The organism is Rhodovulum sp. HP10 (assembly GCF_047553435.1).
Lineage (GTDB): Bacteria > Pseudomonadota > Alphaproteobacteria > Rhodobacterales > Rhodobacteraceae > Rhodovulum.
The window spans coordinates 855,468-871,636 of the sequence record NZ_CP180201.1 but is presented as its reverse complement, the minus strand read 5'-3'; the positions used below and the strand labels follow the sequence as shown (position 1 = coordinate 871,636).

Below are 16,169 nucleotides of genomic sequence, written 5' to 3'. Positions count from 1 at the left end.
TTGCCCGGCCCGCCGCAGGCTCCGATTTCTCGCCGAAAAATCGCGCCCTGATCCGGTGTGGGATCAGTCTTCCAGAAGCGACCGCGCCGCGGCTCGGGCGGCATCTGTCACGGTGTCGCCCGACATCATCCGGGCGATCTCGTCGATCCGGGCCGCGCTGTCGAGCGGTGTCACGATCGACCGGGTCATCTCGTTCTCGACCCGTTTCTCCACGCGCCAGTGATGCGCCCCCCGGGCCGCGACCTGGGGCGAATGCGTGACCACCAGAACCTGGGCAGAGCGAGCCAGCGCCGCCAGTCGGCGGCCGACCGCATCGGCCGTGGCGCCGCCGACCCCGCGGTCGATTTCGTCGAAAATCAGGGTGAGCGGGCTCGTGCCCCGCACCAGACAGACTTTCAGGGCCAGCAGGAAGCGCGACAGCTCGCCCCCCGAGGCGATCCGGTTCAGCGGGCCGGCGGGTGCGCCGGGATTGGTCGCGACGGTAAAGGCGACAGCGTCCTGTCCCTCGGGGCCCGGCTCGGCCTCCGAGATCTCGGTCGAGAACACGGCGCGCTCCATCTTCAGCGGCGCCAGCTCGTCCGACATCGCGGCGTCGAGGCGAAGCGCTGCAGCGCGCCGCGCGGTGCCGAGCGCTGCCGCCGCGGACTCATATTCGGCCCGTGCCTCGGCTGCTGCATGGCGGAGCGTGGCCAGATCGCCCGCACCGGCATCGAGCGCGGTCAGCCGCGCGCGCAGCTCTGCCGCGAAACCGCCCAGATCGTCGGGCTGCACGCCATGCTTGCGCGCCAGCGCCCGGATGGCGAAAAGCCGCTCCTCGGTGGCCTCAAGTGCACTCGGATCGAAATCGAGCGCCGCCAGGCACTCCTCGGTGCCCTGCACCGCCTCGCCCAGTTCGACCAGCGCCCGCGACAGGGCCGCAAGCGGGGCATCGAGCCGTCCCTCGGCGCGATCCGCTGCGCCTTCGAGCCAGCGCAGCGCGTCTCCCATCCGGCCTTCGGCGCCCTCGCCGGGGCCGAGCGCGGCATGGGCGCGGGCGATATCCTCGCGAATCCGCTCGGCGGCCTGCATCGTCCGGCGCCGGGCGTCGAGTTCGGCCTCTTCGCCCGGTTCCGGGGCCCGCGCATCGAGTTCATCCACCGCGTGCCGCAGGAAATCCTCCTCGGCCCGGAGCTCGGCCATCCGGGCCTCGGCCTCGGCAAGGGCGCGCGCATTCCGGGCGCGGGCGCGCCAGGCGGCACGGACAGTCTCGAGATCGCTTTCCAATCCGGCAAAGGCGTCGAGCAGCTGCCGGTGACCGCGCGGATTGAGAAGCCCGCGATCATCCTGCTGACCGTGCAGCTCGACCAGCGTGTCCGACAGCCGCCGCAGAACCTCGCCCGAGACCCGGCGGTCGTTGACCCAGGCGGTCTTGCGGCCCTCGGCACTGTTGACCCGGCGCAGGATCAGCTCGTCCCCGGCCTCGAGCCCGGCCTCGGCCAGAACCGTGCGGGCCGGATGCCCGGCGGGCAGCTCGAACACGGCCACGACCTCGCCCTGCGCGGCCCCCGCCCGGACCAGATCGGCCCGGCCGCGCCAGCCCAGCACGAAGCCGAGAGAATCGAGAAGGATCGACTTGCCGGCCCCGGTCTCGCCGGTCAGCACATTCAGGCCGGGCCGGAACCCGAGCTCCAGCCGGTCGATGATCAGCATGTCCCGGATGTCGAGACTGCGCAGCATGCTCCAAACCCCTGTGTTCGGCTCAGAGCCACTCGCCCTTGATCATCTGACGGTAGACCGAGCGCAGCCAGCCTTCGCCCTTGGCCTCGGGTTCCAGGCCCCTGGCCTGCAACAGCTTGTAGCCGTCGGCATACCAGTCGGTGCCCTGGAAGTTGTGACCGAGGATCGCGCCGGCGGTCTGCGCCTCGTTGTCGAGCCCCAGCGCCAGATAGCTTTCGATCAGCCGGTACAGTGCCTCGGCGGTATGGGTCGTGGTCTGGAAATCCTCGACCACCACGCGGAAGCGGTTGACCGCGGCGGCATAGTGCTTGCGCTTGAGGTAGTACCGGCCGACCTCCATCTCCTTCGCCGCCAGGTGGTTGAAGGCGAGGTCGAACTTGAGGATCGCGGATTGCGCATATTCGCTGTCGGGATAGCGCTCGATCACGGTCCGGAGCGCCTGCAGCGCCTGGAATGTCAGGCCCTGGTCGCGGCCGACGAGGTCGATCTGGTCGTAATAGCTCAGCGCCAGAAGGTACTGGGCATAGGCCGCGTCCTCATCCGCCGGGTAGAAGTCGATGTAGCGCTGGGCCGAGGCGCGGGCATTCTCGTAATTCTTGGCCTGGTGATAGGTATAGGCCTGCATGATCAGCGCCCGCTTGGCCCATTCCGAATAGGGATAGAGACGTTCGACCTCGCCATAGAGCCGGGCCGCCTCCTCGAGGTCGCGGTCCTTCTCCAGCTTGGTCTCGGCCATCTGGAAGATCGCGGGGGCGTCGTAGGATTCGAGCGGCGGCGGCTTGCGCGACCCGATCGGGTCGCAGGCCGCCGTCAGCGAAAGCACCATGATTGCCGCTACCGCCCCGATGCGCCTGCTGCCTGTCGCCATGTGCCTGTTACCCCGTCCTCAAACGCTGCCCGGGACCGGTGCTTGATCCGCACTCCTTCCGGGCCTTGGGGCTGTCCTAGCACAGAAAAATCCGGTGCAAAACGCCTTTGGCACGGAAACTGCGCAGCTCAGGCCACGGCCTTCAGATCGGCCTGATTGAGGCCGAAGCCCGGCAGGGCCGCGCCCTGCGCGGTCGAGCAGGTTTCCAGCCGGAACGCGCCGGGTTGCGCGAACAGCGCCCGCAGCAGCCGGTTGGTCAGCGCATGGCCCGCCCGCTCGCCGCGGTAGCGGCCAAGGATCGGCGCCCCGGCCAAAGCCAGATCTCCAAGCGCGTCCAGCATCTTGTGGCGCACGGGCTCGTCGCGGTGACGCAGCCCGCCGGGGCTCAGGACCTTGTCGCCATCGATCACGACGGCATTGTCGAAGGTGCCGCCCAAAGCCAGACCGGCCGCGCGCATCGCCTCGACATCGGCGTTGCGGCAGAAGGTGCGGCTGTCGCAAAGCTCGCGCACGAAGGCGCCGTTGGCCATGTTCAGCCGTTTGGCCTGATGGCCGATGGCGGCATCGGCAAAGGTGATCTCGAAATCGATTTCCAGCATGTCGGCCGGACCGAGGCTGGCCCGGGCCGCGCCTTCGGAGACCTCGACATGTTCGAGGATGCGCAGCACCCGGACCGGGACGGCCAGCCGGCGCAGGCCGCGCGACAGGATGCCATGAACGAAGGGGGCGGAGGAGCCGTCCATCACCGGCACTTCGGGGCCGTCGATCTCGATCAGGGCGTTATGCACGCCACAGCCGGCAAGCGCGGCCATCAGATGCTCGACCGTCATCACCGAGGCGCAGCCATTGGCAAGCTTGGTGCAGAGCCGCGAGGGCTCGACCGCGTCCCAGCGGGCGGGAATCAGCGCGTCGGGGCTGTCGATGTCGGTGCGCCGGAACCAGAGCCCGTATTCCGCCGAGGCGGGATGGATCGTCATCCGGACCGGGCGGCCGGTATGAAGACCGGTTCCGGTGAAGGTGATCGGGGATTTCAGCGTCGTTTGCATGTCGGATCTGCTCGCGGTTGATCCGGGCTTCGCGCGTCCCGGCATCATGGATGTAGAGGCCGATCGGGTGCTACTCAATTCAAACATTGCAACGGTCTGAAACAACGCCTCGCAGCGGGCGGCAGGAACCCGCCTGTTCGGCAAATGGCTGATTAACAGTGAGAAAACATCCCGGCGGTCGAGGTGGTCGGGGTGACGCAACGGCAGCTCTCAAGCCTTGCGCAAGCAAAAGGGGGCCGGTCTCCCGGCCCCCCGAAACTGTCCGCGCCAAATCGCGTGGCGATCAGTTCGCCTGACGCCGCAGGAAGGCCGGGATCTCGATCCGTTCCTGATCGGGATCCAGATCCTCTTCTTCCTGATGGGCAGCCGTGCCGCGGCTGTAGAGCGGCGGCTGCTGCCGGAAGGTGTGGGGGTTGCGCTCGGTCTGTTCCGGCGCGTGACCCGACATCCGGTTGATGAGCGAGCCGATGCCGAACCGCCCCTTGTCACCGCGCGGATCCTCTTGCGAGCCGGAGGCCATCGGCGTGTGCACCGGCTGGCGTGCCGGGGTCTTGGCGACGGCGGCGCGCAGGCGGGCAAGCGCCTCGGGCGTGGGTTCGCCGGCGCTGCGCGGTTGCGGCGCGACGAAGGTCTCGGCTTCCGGGCTTTCCTCGGGCTGGTAGGCGGGCGGCGGCAGATCGGCGCCGTCGCGGGCGGTCTCGGCACGCTCATCGGCGGCAAAGCCGGCGCTGGCGGGGTCGAAGCCCGAGAAGAGCGACGGCTCCTGTGCCGGTTCCTGCACCGTTTCGCGGGCAGCGGCGGTGGCGGCGACGGCCGGGCGCATCGGTTGTTGGGCGGCCGGGGCGGCGGCAGGCGCCGGGGCGGCCTCCTGAACCTCCTCGGGGCGGCGCAGCGGCTCGCGCATCGGGCGGCGCGGCAGCGGGACCTCGTCGATCCGGGCGGCGGCATCGATGCCGGTCGCCACGACCGAGACCCGCATCCGGCCGTCCATGTCCGGATCGAGGGTCGAGCCGACGATGATGTTGGCATCGGGATCGACCACGTCGCGGATGCGGTTCGCGGCCTCGTCCAGTTCGAACAGCGTCAGGTCGTAACCGCCGGTGATGTTGATCAGGACGCCCTTGGCGCCGTTCAGGCTGATCTCGTCCAGCAGCGGGTTGGCGATCGCCGCCTCGGCGGCCTGGATCGCGCGATCCTCGCCATCGGCCTCGCCGGTGCCCATCATCGCCTTGCCCATCTCGTCCATCACCGAGCGGACATCGGCGAAGTCGAGGTTGATCAGGCCGGGCCGGACCATCAGGTCGGTCACGCCCTTGACACCCTGGTAAAGCACGTCATCGGCCAGCGAGAAGGCCTCGGTGAAGGTCGTGCGCTCATTGGCGATGCGGAACAGGTTCTGGTTCGGGATGATGATGAGGGTGTCGACGACCCGTTGCAGGTTCTCGACGCCTTCCTCGGCCTGGCGCATCCGCTTGGACCCTTCGAACTGGAAGGGCTTGGTGACGACGCCGACGGTCAGCACACCGAGCTCGCGCGCGGCCTGGGCGATGATCGGGGCAGCCCCCGTGCCGGTACCGCCGCCCATGCCGGCGGTGATGAAGCACATATGCGCGCCGGCCAGATGGTCGACGATCTGCTCGATCGACTCTTCGGCCGCCGCCGCGCCGACCGTCGGGCGGGCGCCCGCGCCGAGGCCTTCGGTGACCTTCACGCCCATCTGGATGCGGGCCTGGGCATTCGATTGCTGAAGCGCCTGGGCATCGGTGTTCGCCACAACGAACTCGACGCCTTCAAGGCGCTTCTCGATCATGTTGTTGACGGCGTTGCCCCCGGCGCCACCGACGCCGAACACCGTGATCCGCGGCTTGAGCTCTTCCTGCTCAGGCATGGTGAGGTTTAATGCCATAGGTCTGGTCCGCCTGCTGTTTTCTATGGGGCCTCGGGGGCCGTTTTCCGCCAAATCTAGTCTTATCCTACGCAACTAGTGCCGGATCGTCACGGAAAAAACGCTTTAACACCACAAAATCCATATGTCTCTTGACAACAATCTGCGAGATTTTGCCGATCTGTCGATATGTAGCGCTTACCAGTTTTCCTTGAACCATCTCACGGCTCTTTTCAGCGATCTGGCCGGGTAGCGATCCATCGGCATTTCGAAATCCCACCACTCGTCCTGCGGCTGCGCGGCGAAAAGGCACAGCCCCACCAGGGCCGCGAATCCGGGGCCGGTGGCCGATTGCGGCAGGCCGTGCACGCGCAGCGGCCGGCCGAGCCTGACCTGGTTGCCGAGGATCCGCGCCGCCAGCCCGTCGAGCCCGGGGATCTGGCTGCCGCCCCCGGTGAGAACGATCCGCTGGCTCGGCAGATGCTCGAAGCCTGCGGCATCGAGCCGGGCGCGCACCTCTTCGAGGATCTCCTCGACCCGGGGGCGCATGATCCCGATCAGCTCGGCCCGGCTGACCGAGCGGCTGTCGGTCTCGTAATCGCCGCTGTCGCCGCCCAGGCCGATCATCTCGCGGTCGTCCATCCCGGTCGCGACCACGCCGCCATAAAGCGTCTTGATCCGCTCGGCGGTCGAGAGCGGCACATGCAGCCCCTTCGAGATGTCCGAGGTGACATGCTCGCCGCCCATCCGCACGCTGTCGGCATAGATCATGTGCTTCTTGATGAAGATCGAGATGCCGGTGGCGCCGCCGCCCAGGTCGACACAGGCCGCGCCCAGTTCCTGTTCGTCCTCGACCAGCGCCGAGATGCCCGAGGCATAGGCCGAGGAGGCAAGCCCGGCGGGTTCCAGATCGCAGCGCTTGATGCAATGCAGAAGGTTGTGCACCGCGCCGCCATCGACCGTCAGCATGTGCATGTCGCAGGCCAGCCGGTGGCCGACCTGACCGCGCGGATCGACAAGGCCCGAACGGTGATCGAGCGCGAAATTCACCGGCTGGGCATGCAGCACCTCGCGGCTGGCACCGATCTCGGGCGTCTCGCAGGCGGCCAGAACCCGGGCCACGTCCTGCTCGGCCACGGCATCGTCCAGCACCGTGACCTGGCCGTCCAGCCCGTAGGAGCGCGGCTCGCCGCCCGAGAAGCAGGCGATGACCTGATCGACCCGGACCTGCGCCATCTTCTGCGCCGCCTGCAGCGCGGTGCGGACCGCGCGTTCGGCCTCGTTCATGCCGTGGATCTCGCCGAAGCGCACCCCGCGCGAGCGGGTGGTGGCCGCGCCGATCACCCGGAACCGCGACTGCCCGGCCAGCGCGCCCATCTGCTCGACCCCGCCCCTGGGCGGGATGCCGTCGAAGCGCAGCACCAGGCAGGCCACCTTCGAGCTGCCGACATCGAGGATCGCGATCACGCCCCGGTCCATCGCCAGCTTGCGCATCCGCCGCATCGCCCGCTGCGAGTGATAGAGGTCCGTCATCAGTTCACCGCTCCTGCCTGTGTTGTCCGGATTTTCCGGAAATCTTCGATCGCGGCCTCGGTCAGCCTCAGCGTCGGCCGCTCGGGGTTGCGCAGATCGACCGCCTGGATGTCGCGCGCCAGCATGCCCGACACGTCCTCGAGCGCGATCACCCGTTCCAGGGCCGCGACCGCGCCGGTCTCGGGCAGAAGGATGCGCTGATCGCGGTCCAGCACCACGTCCCAGCGCCGCTCGCCCATGCGCACGAGCCCGCGCACCCGCTCGGAAATCGGCGCGGCCGCCGCGAACAGCGCCATCGCCTCGGGCCCGGCCTTCGCGGCGCCGTCGCCCGCGATCAGGGGCAGATCGGCGCGGGTTTCGCGGCTGTCGAGCGCAGCGACCCGCCGCCCCCCGGCATCGATCAGGCTCAGCCCGTCGCGGCTGCGCCAGACCAGCGCCGCCTGGCGTTGCGCGATCTTCATCTCCAGCACGCCGCCGGGCCGGATCCGCAGCTCGGCCGACTTGACGGCGTCGAGCGCGGTCACCGCCTGGCGCATCGCCTCGAGGTCCAGATCGAAGGACGAGGCCGGCAGGTTCAGGGGCACGATGGCGCGGATCTCGCGGTCGATCGGGTCCGAGGCGCCCTCGATCACCAGAAGCTTGACCATGAATTCGGGGCGGGTCTCGATGTCGCGGCGGATCTCGGCCAGCCCGTCGCCGATCGCGGCGCGGCGGTCGGCATCGGCCAGCCAGATCGCCGGGATCGCGGCCAGCGCGACCAGCGGCAGGCCCTTCAGCACCGCCCGGCGCACCAGCGGCGTCAGCCAAAGTCGCTGGGCGCGATAGGCCCAGCGCGAGGGCGCCGGATCGCGATAGGGGGGCATCACCGGTCGCATGACGCATCCTCCACCAGCCAGCGGCAGAGCCGGCCGAAGGAAATCCCGCAATGCGCGGCCTGTTCGGGCGCGAGCGAGGTCGGCGTCATGCCGGGCTGGGTATTGGTTTCCAGAAGGATCAGCCCGTCGGTGCCGCGGCTTTCGTCCCAGCGGAAATCGGTACGGCTGAGGCCGCGGCAGCCCAGTGCGCGATGGGCGCGGAGGGCGAAGTCGAGACAGGCCTCGGAAACCGCGTCCGGCAGATCGGCCGGCACCACATGGCGCGAGCCGCCCTGCACGTATTTGGCGTGATAGTCGTACCAGCCCTCGGTGAGGATATCGGTCACGCAGAGCGCCCGGTCGCCCATGACCGCGGTCGTCAGCTCGCGGCCCGGCGCATAGCTTTCGACCAGCACGATATCTGGCATCTCGGGGCCGAGCTGCGGCGGCCTGTTGGCTGCCTCATGGACGATATGGATGCCGACCGACGAGCCCTCGTTATTGGGCTTCACCACATAGGGCGGTGCGATCACATGGCGGGCCGAGACCTCGGCCTTGCCGGCCAGCACGCTGTCCACCACCGGCAGCCCGGCCTCGCGATAGGCGTCCTTGGCGCGCTGCTTGTCCATCGCCAGCGCCGAGGCCAGCACGCCCGAATGGGTATAGGGGATCTTCAGCCATTCCAGCAGGCCCTGGACGCAGCCATCCTCGCCCCAGCGGCCATGCAGCGCGTTGAACACGACATCGGGCGCAGCCGAGACCAGCTGCCCGGGCAAATCCTGCCCGGCATCGATCTCGATCACGTCGAAGCCTTCCCCACGCAGAGCGGCGGCGCATTCGCGCCCGGATGACAGCGAGACCTCGCGCTCCGACGAGGGGCCGCCCATCAATACCGCTATACGGGGGGCTGTCCTGCTCGACTCGCCCGCCACTTCTGCTGCCTCGTGATGCGGGAACGTTCCGTCCCGCGTGCTTATGGGTTGTCCGGGGCCGGTTCGCCGACCCTCAGTATTTCCCATTCTAGCTCTATTCCGGAGGATTGAAACACCCTTTTTCGAACCTCCTCGCCCAGCCCCTCGAGATCGGCGGCGGTGGCGCCATCGGCATTTATGAGGAAGTTCGAATGCTTCTCGGACATCTGCGCGCCGCCCCGCCGCGCGCCCCGCAGACCGGCCGCGTCGATCAGGCTCCAGGCCTTCAGCTCGTGGCTGTCATCGGCCCGCCCGGTCGAGCTGAACCCGGCCGGATTGCGGAAGGTCGAGCCGGCGCTGCGCGCGCGGGTGGGCTGGCTGGCATCGCGGCGGGCGATCTGCTCTTCCATCCGGGCGGCCAGCGCCTCGGGCTGGCCGGGCGGGCCCTCGAAGGTCGCCTCGGTGATGACCCAGCCTTCGGGCAGGTGGCTCTGGCGGTAGCCGAAGCGCAGGTCCCCGGGCGAGAGCGTCACCCTCTCGCCCGTCCGCGTCACCGCCCGGGCCGAGACCAGGACATCGGCGACATAGTGCCCGTAGCAGCCCGCATTCATCCGGACCGCGCCGCCGATGGCGCCCGGAATGGTGCGCAGGAAGCTCAGATCGACCCCCGCCTCGGCCGCGCGGCGGGCGACATGGGCATCGAGCGCTGCCGCCCCGGCGGTGACCCGCGTACCCTCGACCGCAATCGTGTTGAAGCCGCGCCCGAGCCGGATCACGACGCCGCGGATGCCGCCATCGCGCACGATCAGGTTCGATCCAACGCCCATCGGAAAGACCGGCATGTCGGCGGGCAGGGCGGTCAGGAAGGTGGCGAGATCCTCGGCATCGGCGGGCTGGAACAGCCAATCGGCGGGGCCGCCGACCCGAAGCCAGGTCAGCTCGCTCAGCGCCTTGCCGGGGGTCAGCCGGCCGCGCGGTTCCGGCATTTCTGTCATCCGTCGCCGCCTCCGATCCATGCGCCGAGCGCATAAAGGACCGCCGAGACAAGCGCAACCGCGCCCCAGGGGGCGAGCACGGCCGAGGGCGCCAGCACCGTCGCGCCGCCGCCCCCGGCGGTCTGCAGCTTGAGGCCGCCCCAGATCGCCAGGACCGAGCTGGTGTAAAGCCCGAACAGGATGGTGAAGCCGATGGCATTGCGCATCAATCCGTGGCTCAGCGCGGCATAGGCTACCACCGGCCCCGCCGCCCAGCTGCCATAGGCCAGAAGGAGCGTCGGTCCGGTCATTTGCCGCTGCGCCGCCGCCGCCGCTGGAGCCCGCGTCCGAGATAGGCCGGTGCCAGGCGCAGGACCGATGCCCCCCCCGTCAGCGAGATCAGCCCCCAGAGCGGGCCGCTCTGATAGGTCACGAGACCCAGCAGGGGAATGCCGGAGGCGATCAGCGAAAAGGCCAGGATCCAGTGGAGCTTTTCGGGCAGGATCCCGATCACGACCGCCACCAGGACCCACAGACAGGCCAGCGCCAGAGACAGCGTCATCTCGGGGCCTCGTGGCAAGGCAGGACGGCCCCCGGAACCTTGCCCCCGGGAAAGGTTCCCGGCGCCGGAAAGCTCTGTCGGGCGGAGAGGCGATGTCGGAGGGCTGCTGCGGCCAGGTTCGCCGCCCGCGGCGCGGTCATCGGGTCCGGCTCCGGGGGCCGCTGTCACGCGACAGCATCCCGAAGGCGCCGCCGAAACCGGCGGGCAGGCCGACCGGGAAGGCGGCGGCGCGGAACGCCCGGCCCGGCGGCACCGCATCCGCGACCGGGGGCGCGGCGCGGTGCGGCCTGCGCAGTTCCCGACGGCCCGCCTTGAGGACCGGGCCCCGGTTCGCAATGACCAGATGGAAGACCATGCCGCCTTGTCCGCTCCCTTACTCTGCGAGCCGCGCGGGCAGGTTGTTGGCCCAGGCGCTGATCGTGCCCGCGCCCAAGCAGACCACCATGTCGCCGGGGCCGGCCTGTTCGCGCACCAGCCTTACCAGATCGTCCTCGCTGAGGATGGCCCGGGCATGGCGGTGGCCGTGGCGGATCAGCCCGGCGACCAGATCGTCGCGCGTGGCGCCCGCGATCGGCTCTTCGCCCGCGGCATAGACCTCGGCGATGCCGACCACGTCGGCCTCGTTGAAACAGGTGCAGAAATCGTCGAACAGCGAATGCAGCCGCGAATAGCGATGCGGCTGATGCACGGCGATGACCCGGCCCTCGGTCGCCTGGCGCGCCGCTTTCAGCACCGCCGCGATCTCGACCGGGTGGTGGCCGTAATCGTCGATGACGGCGATGCCATTGGCCTCGCCGACCCGGGTGAAGCGCCGGTTGACGCCTGCGAAATCGGCCAGCGCGCTGCGGATCTCGTCGGCCTTCATCCCCAGATGCCGCGCCACCGCCACCGCGGCGAGCGCGTTCGAGACGTTGTGATCGCCCGGCATCGGCAGGGTGCAGCCCTCGATCACCATCTCCTCGGCCTGCAGCGCGATGTCGAAATGGGCCTTGCCGGCCTCATAGCGCAGGTTGATTGCGCGCACATCGGCCTGGGCGTTGAAGCCGAAGGTGATCACCTTGCGGTCGGTGACCCGGCCGACCAGCGCCTGCACCTCGGCATGATCGGTGCAGCAGACCGCGAGCCCGTAGAAGGGGATGTTCGAGACGAAATCGTAGAAGCCCTGCCGGAGCGCCTCGAAGCTGCCCCAGTGCTCCATGTGCTCGGGATCGATATTGGTCACGATGGCGATGGTCGCGGGCAGGCGGTTGAAGGTCCCGTCGGATTCGTCGGCCTCGACCACCATCCATTCGCCCGCGCCCATCCGGGCATTCGAGCCATAGGCATGGATGATGCCGCCATTGATCACGGTCGGGTCGAGCCCGCCTGCATCGAGAAGCGTCGCCACCATCGTCGTTGTGGTGGTCTTGCCATGGGTGCCCGCCACCGCGACATTCGATTTCAGCCGCATCAGCTCGGCCAGCATCTCGGCCCGGCGCACGATGGGCAGGCCGCGCCGCCGCGCGGCATCGAGCTCGGGATTGCCGGGCTTGATCGCCGAGGAGATCACCACGACCTCGGCATTCTCGAGGTTCTCCTCGCGCTGGCCCTCGAAGACGGTCGCGCCCAGGCCCGCCAGCCGGTCTGTGATCTTCGAGGCCTTCAGATCCGAGCCCTGCACCCGGTAGCCGAGGTTCAACAGCACCTCGGCGATGCCGGACATGCCGATGCCTCCGATCCCGACGAAATGGATCGGCCCCACATCGGTCGGCAGCTTGGTTGCCGCGTTCATCATTTTCCTTCTCCGCCCAGTGCTTCGACGATCTCGGCCAGCCCGTCGACGGCATCGGGTTTGCCGCAGCGCATCGCCGCCACCGCCATCTGCATCGCCCCCTTGGGCTGGCCCAGAACCGTGGCGATCTGGTCTGAAAGCGCTGCCGGGTCAAGCGCCTTTTCCGGGATCAGGATCGCCGCGCCGGCCTCGACCAGACCGCGGGCATTGGCGGTCTGGTGATCGCCCGCGGCATGCGGGTAGGGGATCAGGATCGCGGGCCGTCCGATGGCCGCGATATCGGCCACCGAAGAGGCGCCCGAGCGGCTAATCACCAGCTGCGCCTCGGCCAGTCGGGCGGGAATGTCGTCGAAGAAGGGCCGGACCTCGGCCGTGACCCCGGCTGCCTCATAGGCCGCCACCACCCGCTCGAGATCCTCCGCGCGGGCCTGATGCGAGACCCTGAGATAGCCGCGCATCTCGGCGGGCAGGGCGGCGATGGCGGCGGGCACGCTTTCCGAGATCGCCCGCGCGCCCTGACTGCCGCCGATGGCGACAAGGCTCATCGGATAGTCGCCGGGCGGGATATAGGGTGCGCCCGCGCGCTCGCGCACGGCGGCCCGGATCGGATTGCCGGTATGGAAGGCCTCGACGCCCTCGGGCAGATCGGTCGGCCAGACCCCGCAGGCCAGGGCATGGACGCGGGGCGCGAACAGCCGGTTGACCTTGCCCAGCACGCCGTTCTGTTCATGGATCATCCGCGGCCGCCTGAGCAGCGTTGCCGCGCTCAGCGCCGGGAAGGACGGATAGCCGCCGAAGCCCGCCACGACGGCAGGCCTGTCGCGCAGCATCCGCCACAGCATCGCCGCTACGCCCGCCGCCAGCCGGAAGGGCGAGACCGCGCGTGCCAGCGGCCCGCCCCGGTCGGGGCTGTCCGCGGCGATGGTCTCGATCTCGACTGCGGCCGGAAAGCCGCCCGCATAGCGCGCCCCGCGCGCGTCGGTCGAGAGCTTCACCCGCCAGCCGCGCGCCAGCATGGTCTCGGCCAGCGCCTGAGCCGGGAACATGTGCCCGCCGGTGCCCCCGGCGGCGATGACCAGAAGCGGGGCGCTCATTCGCGGCTCCTTCGGCGCAGAAGGTCGGTCATCTCGCCCTGAGGCCGGTTCCGGGTCAGCGCCAGCAGCATGCCGACCATGATCCCGCCCGCGATGAGCGACGAGCCGCCATAGCTGACGAAGGGCAGGGTCATCCCCTTGGCGGGCAGAAGCTTGACCGCGACGCCCATGTTGATCAGCGCCTGCACGCCGAAGGTGCAGGCAAGCCCGGTGCCCGCGATCCGGATGAAGGGATCGCGTTCCTTCAGCAGCCGGAACAGCGAGCGGATGACGATGGCGCAGTAAAGCGCGATGATGAACGCGACCAGCACCAGGCCGTATTCCTCGGCCGCGACCGCGATGATGAAATCGGTATGCGCGTCGGGCAGCGACCACTTGACCTGCCCCTCGCCGACGCCGACGCCGAAGAAGCCGCCCTCGCGGATCGCGTTGGTGGCATAGCCAAGCTGGGTGCGGGGGTCGATCTCGGGGTTCAGGAAGCCGTCGATCCGGCGCGCGAAATGCTCGGAATTCTCATAGGCGACGGTGCCCGCGAAGACCACGCCCCCGGCCACGGCGACCAGCACCATGAAGGGCGCGCCGGCGACGAAATACATCACCCCCCAGGCGAAGAGGATCAGTGCGGCCTGCCCGAAATCGGGCTGCAGCGCCAAGAATGCCACCACGACCACGGCCAGCGCCAGCGACATGGTCTTGCCGGGCGGGCCCTCGACCTCCTGCGCCGCGGCCATCAGCCAGGCGGTCAGGATGATGAAGCCGGGCTTGAGGAATTCCGAGGGCTGGACCGAGCCGAAGCCCAGCGAATACCAGCGCACCGCGCCCTTGCCGAAATCGGTGCCGAAGACCGGCAGCAGCACGAGCCCCAGCAGCGCGGCGCCGCAGCCGAGTACGCCCAGCCGCCGCACCATCGTCGGCGAGAGCATCGAGAAGACCAGCATCGTGCACAGCGCGAGCCCGCCGAAGACGGCCTGTCTTTCGACATAGTAGAAGGGGGCAAAGCCGTTCTTCTCGGCCAGGGGCACCGAGGCGGCGAGGCCCAGCAGCATGCCCACGCCGAACAGAATAAGAACAAAGGACATCGCCCATTTGTCCACGGTCCGCCACCAGCGCGGCAAAACCGGTTCACCCGCCCGGATGGGCGCGGTGCCGTAGACCATCTCCGTCATCGGCCACTGCCTCGATCAGCCTCTGTCAATGCCCGTTTACCGGGTCTGGGGCGCAGTGTAGCGTCAAAACCGCATCGGCACCAGAGCCGAAAGCCCGATCGCGGGTGCCGCCAAGGCGATTGCCGGGGCCACTGCCGACGCCTCTGTGCGCGGGCGCCCGCCCGTGCCGGGACCGGACCTTGCGGGCCTGCGGACAGGGCGGAAGCGGGGCGCGGAAGGCTGGCAAGCAGGGCGGTTTTTGAAGGCCGGGCGGTGGCCGCCCGGCAGAGGGCCGGGCGCGGGGGCGGGCAGGGGGCTGGCACAGGGCCCGGTGGGGTCCTTGCGTCAGTTGGCGCGGACCATCTTGCCGGGGTTCATCAACGTCATCGGGTCGAGCGCGCGCTTGATCTGACCCATCACCTCCCAGGCCGCGCCATGCTCCTCTTCCATGTAGTCGAGCTTGCCCATGCCGATGCCATGCTCGCCGGTGACCGTGCCGCCCATGCGCAGCGCGCGCTCGACCATCCGGTGCGCCAGCGCCTTGGCCTCGTCCAGCTCGGCGGCGTTGCCCGGCTCGACCAGCAGGATCGCGTGGAAATTGCCGTCGCCGACATGGCCGAGGATGGGCCCGGGGATCGAGGCCTTCGCGATGTCGGCGCGGGTCTCTTCCACCGCCTCGGCCAGGCGCGAGATCGGCACGCACATGTCGGTGACCAGAGCGGTCGCGCCGGGGCGCAGCCCGAGGCAGGCGTAATAGGCATTGTGGCGCATGGTCCAGAGCGCGGTGCGGTCTTCGGGACGCGAGGACCACTTGAACCCCTCGCCGCCATTGTCGGCAACGACCTGGCCGAAGCTCTCGGCCTGTTCCGCGACGCCCGAGGCCGAGCCGTGGAACTCGACCATCAGATGCGGCTTCTCGGGCATGTCGGCATGCGCATAGGCGTTGAAGGCGGCGGCGGTCGCGGCATCGACGAATTCGATCCGGGCCATCGGAATGCCCAGCTGGATGGTCTGGATCACGGTATCGACGGCGGCGCCGATCTCGTCGAAGGCGCAGACCGCGGCCGAGATGGCCTCGGGCTGGCCGTGCAGTTTCAGCGTCAGTTCGGTGATCAGCCCCAGCGTGCCCTCCGCGCCCACGAAAAGCCCGGTCAGATCGTAACCCGCGGCCGATTTCCGCGCCCGGGTACCGGTGCGGATCACCCGCCCGTCGGCCAGCACCACCTCGAGCCCCAGCACGTTGTCGCGCATCGTGCCGTAACGCACCGCCGTCGTGCCCGAGGCCCGGGTCGAGGCCATGCCGCCGAGCGAGGCATTGGCGCCCGGATCGACCGGGAAGAACAGCCCGGTGGCGCGCAGCTCGCGGTTCAGATCCTCGCGGGTGAGACCGGGCTGGACGACCACGTCCATGTCCTCGGCATTGACCTTCAGCACCCGGTTCATCCGGCTGAAATCGACCGTGACCCCGCCCTTGAGCGCCAGCGCATGGCCTTCGAGCGAGGTGCCCCGGCCCCAGCCGGTCACCGGCAGCCCGTTTGCGGCGCAGATCCGGACGATCTGCGCGATCTCTTCAGTGGTTTCCGGATAGGCCACGGCATCGGGGGGCAGGGCGGGAAAATAGGTTTCATTCCGGCCGTGCAGCTCCAGATCGGACTTGGAGCGGCTGAGGCGATCGCCTAGCATTTCCCCGAGTTCGGTGAGGGCATCCGGTTTCAACATCGGGGTACTCCTTACAGGGCCAGAGGCGGGCACCCTAGGCGAGAGTGGCGGCCGGGAAAAGCCTCGGCAAACAAACGCGACCAAAAGAGGC

General features: G+C 69.1%; 15 protein-coding genes. All 15 read right to left on the bottom strand.

The window, feature by feature from the left end:
• Window positions 1–63: 63 nt before the first annotated feature.
• Window positions 64–1,716, bottom strand: coding sequence for a DNA repair protein RecN (gene recN / locus ACK8CO_RS03940; RefSeq protein ID WP_414898234.1), 1,653 nt, complete (start codon window positions 1,714–1,716; stop codon window positions 64–66).
• Between the two features lie 22 nt (window positions 1,717–1,738).
• Window positions 1,739–2,584 carry an outer membrane protein assembly factor BamD gene (locus ACK8CO_RS03935; protein ID WP_080615692.1) on the bottom strand — a complete coding sequence of 282 codons (846 nt, stop codon included), beginning with the start codon at window positions 2,582–2,584 and terminating at the stop codon, window positions 1,739–1,741.
• A gap of 128 nt (window positions 2,585–2,712) precedes the next feature.
• A complete protein-coding gene (gene lpxC, locus ACK8CO_RS03930) occupies window positions 2,713–3,630 on the bottom strand; it encodes a UDP-3-O-acyl-N-acetylglucosamine deacetylase (protein WP_080615693.1) in 918 nt (305 codons plus the stop codon).
• A 283-nt stretch (window positions 3,631–3,913) separates the two neighbouring features.
• Window positions 3,914–5,536 (bottom strand): cell division protein FtsZ, encoded by a 1,623-nt coding sequence (gene ftsZ / locus ACK8CO_RS03925; protein WP_080615694.1) that lies wholly within the window; start codon window positions 5,534–5,536, stop codon window positions 3,914–3,916.
• Between the two features lie 177 nt (window positions 5,537–5,713).
• On the bottom strand, window positions 5,714–7,048 hold the full coding sequence (ftsA, locus tag ACK8CO_RS03920; protein ID WP_080615695.1) for a cell division protein FtsA: 1,335 nt from the start codon (window positions 7,046–7,048) through the stop codon (window positions 5,714–5,716).
• A complete protein-coding gene (locus ACK8CO_RS03915) occupies window positions 7,048–7,923 on the bottom strand; it encodes a cell division protein FtsQ/DivIB (RefSeq protein ID WP_080615696.1) in 876 nt (291 codons plus the stop codon). Before ACK8CO_RS03915 ends, ftsA begins: the two co-directional genes overlap by 1 nt.
• Window positions 7,911–8,789 carry a D-alanine--D-alanine ligase gene (locus tag ACK8CO_RS03910; RefSeq protein WP_231119246.1) on the bottom strand — a complete coding sequence of 293 codons (879 nt, stop codon included), beginning with the start codon at window positions 8,787–8,789 and terminating at the stop codon, window positions 7,911–7,913. Before ACK8CO_RS03910 ends, ACK8CO_RS03915 begins: the two co-directional genes overlap by 13 nt.
• Before the next feature lie 86 nt (window positions 8,790–8,875).
• Entirely contained in the window at window positions 8,876–9,808 is a 933-nt protein-coding gene (murB, locus tag ACK8CO_RS03905) for a UDP-N-acetylmuramate dehydrogenase (RefSeq protein WP_414898233.1), read from the bottom strand.
• The gene (locus tag ACK8CO_RS03900; RefSeq protein WP_414898232.1) at window positions 9,805–10,098 is read right to left on the bottom strand and encodes a hypothetical protein; all 294 of its coding nucleotides are present in this window, start codon (window positions 10,096–10,098) and stop codon (window positions 9,805–9,807) included. Before ACK8CO_RS03900 ends, murB begins: the two co-directional genes overlap by 4 nt.
• Window positions 10,095–10,349 (bottom strand): DUF2484 family protein, encoded by a 255-nt coding sequence (locus ACK8CO_RS03895; RefSeq protein ID WP_080615700.1) that lies wholly within the window; start codon window positions 10,347–10,349, stop codon window positions 10,095–10,097. The genes ACK8CO_RS03900 and ACK8CO_RS03895 overlap by 4 nt, the downstream gene beginning before the upstream one ends.
• A gap of 136 nt (window positions 10,350–10,485) precedes the next feature.
• Window positions 10,486–10,704, bottom strand: coding sequence for a hypothetical protein (locus ACK8CO_RS03890; RefSeq protein WP_414898231.1), 219 nt, complete (start codon window positions 10,702–10,704; stop codon window positions 10,486–10,488).
• 18 nt (window positions 10,705–10,722) lie between these two features.
• Window positions 10,723–12,120 carry a UDP-N-acetylmuramate--L-alanine ligase gene (gene murC / locus ACK8CO_RS03885; protein WP_414898230.1) on the bottom strand — a complete coding sequence of 466 codons (1,398 nt, stop codon included), beginning with the start codon at window positions 12,118–12,120 and terminating at the stop codon, window positions 10,723–10,725.
• Window positions 12,120–13,214, bottom strand: coding sequence for a UDP-N-acetylglucosamine--N-acetylmuramyl-(pentapeptide) pyrophosphoryl-undecaprenol N-acetylglucosamine transferase (locus tag ACK8CO_RS03880; RefSeq protein WP_080615703.1), 1,095 nt, complete (start codon window positions 13,212–13,214; stop codon window positions 12,120–12,122). Before ACK8CO_RS03880 ends, murC begins: the two co-directional genes overlap by 1 nt.
• Complete coding sequence (locus tag ACK8CO_RS03875; RefSeq protein ID WP_080615704.1) at window positions 13,211–14,380, bottom strand: putative peptidoglycan glycosyltransferase FtsW; 1,170 nt, start codon at window positions 14,378–14,380, stop codon at window positions 13,211–13,213. The genes ACK8CO_RS03880 and ACK8CO_RS03875 overlap by 4 nt, the downstream gene beginning before the upstream one ends.
• A gap of 324 nt (window positions 14,381–14,704) precedes the next feature.
• A complete protein-coding gene (locus ACK8CO_RS03870) occupies window positions 14,705–16,078 on the bottom strand; it encodes an FAD-binding oxidoreductase (protein ID WP_414898229.1) in 1,374 nt (457 codons plus the stop codon).
• Between the last annotated feature and the right edge of the window lie 91 nt (window positions 16,079–16,169).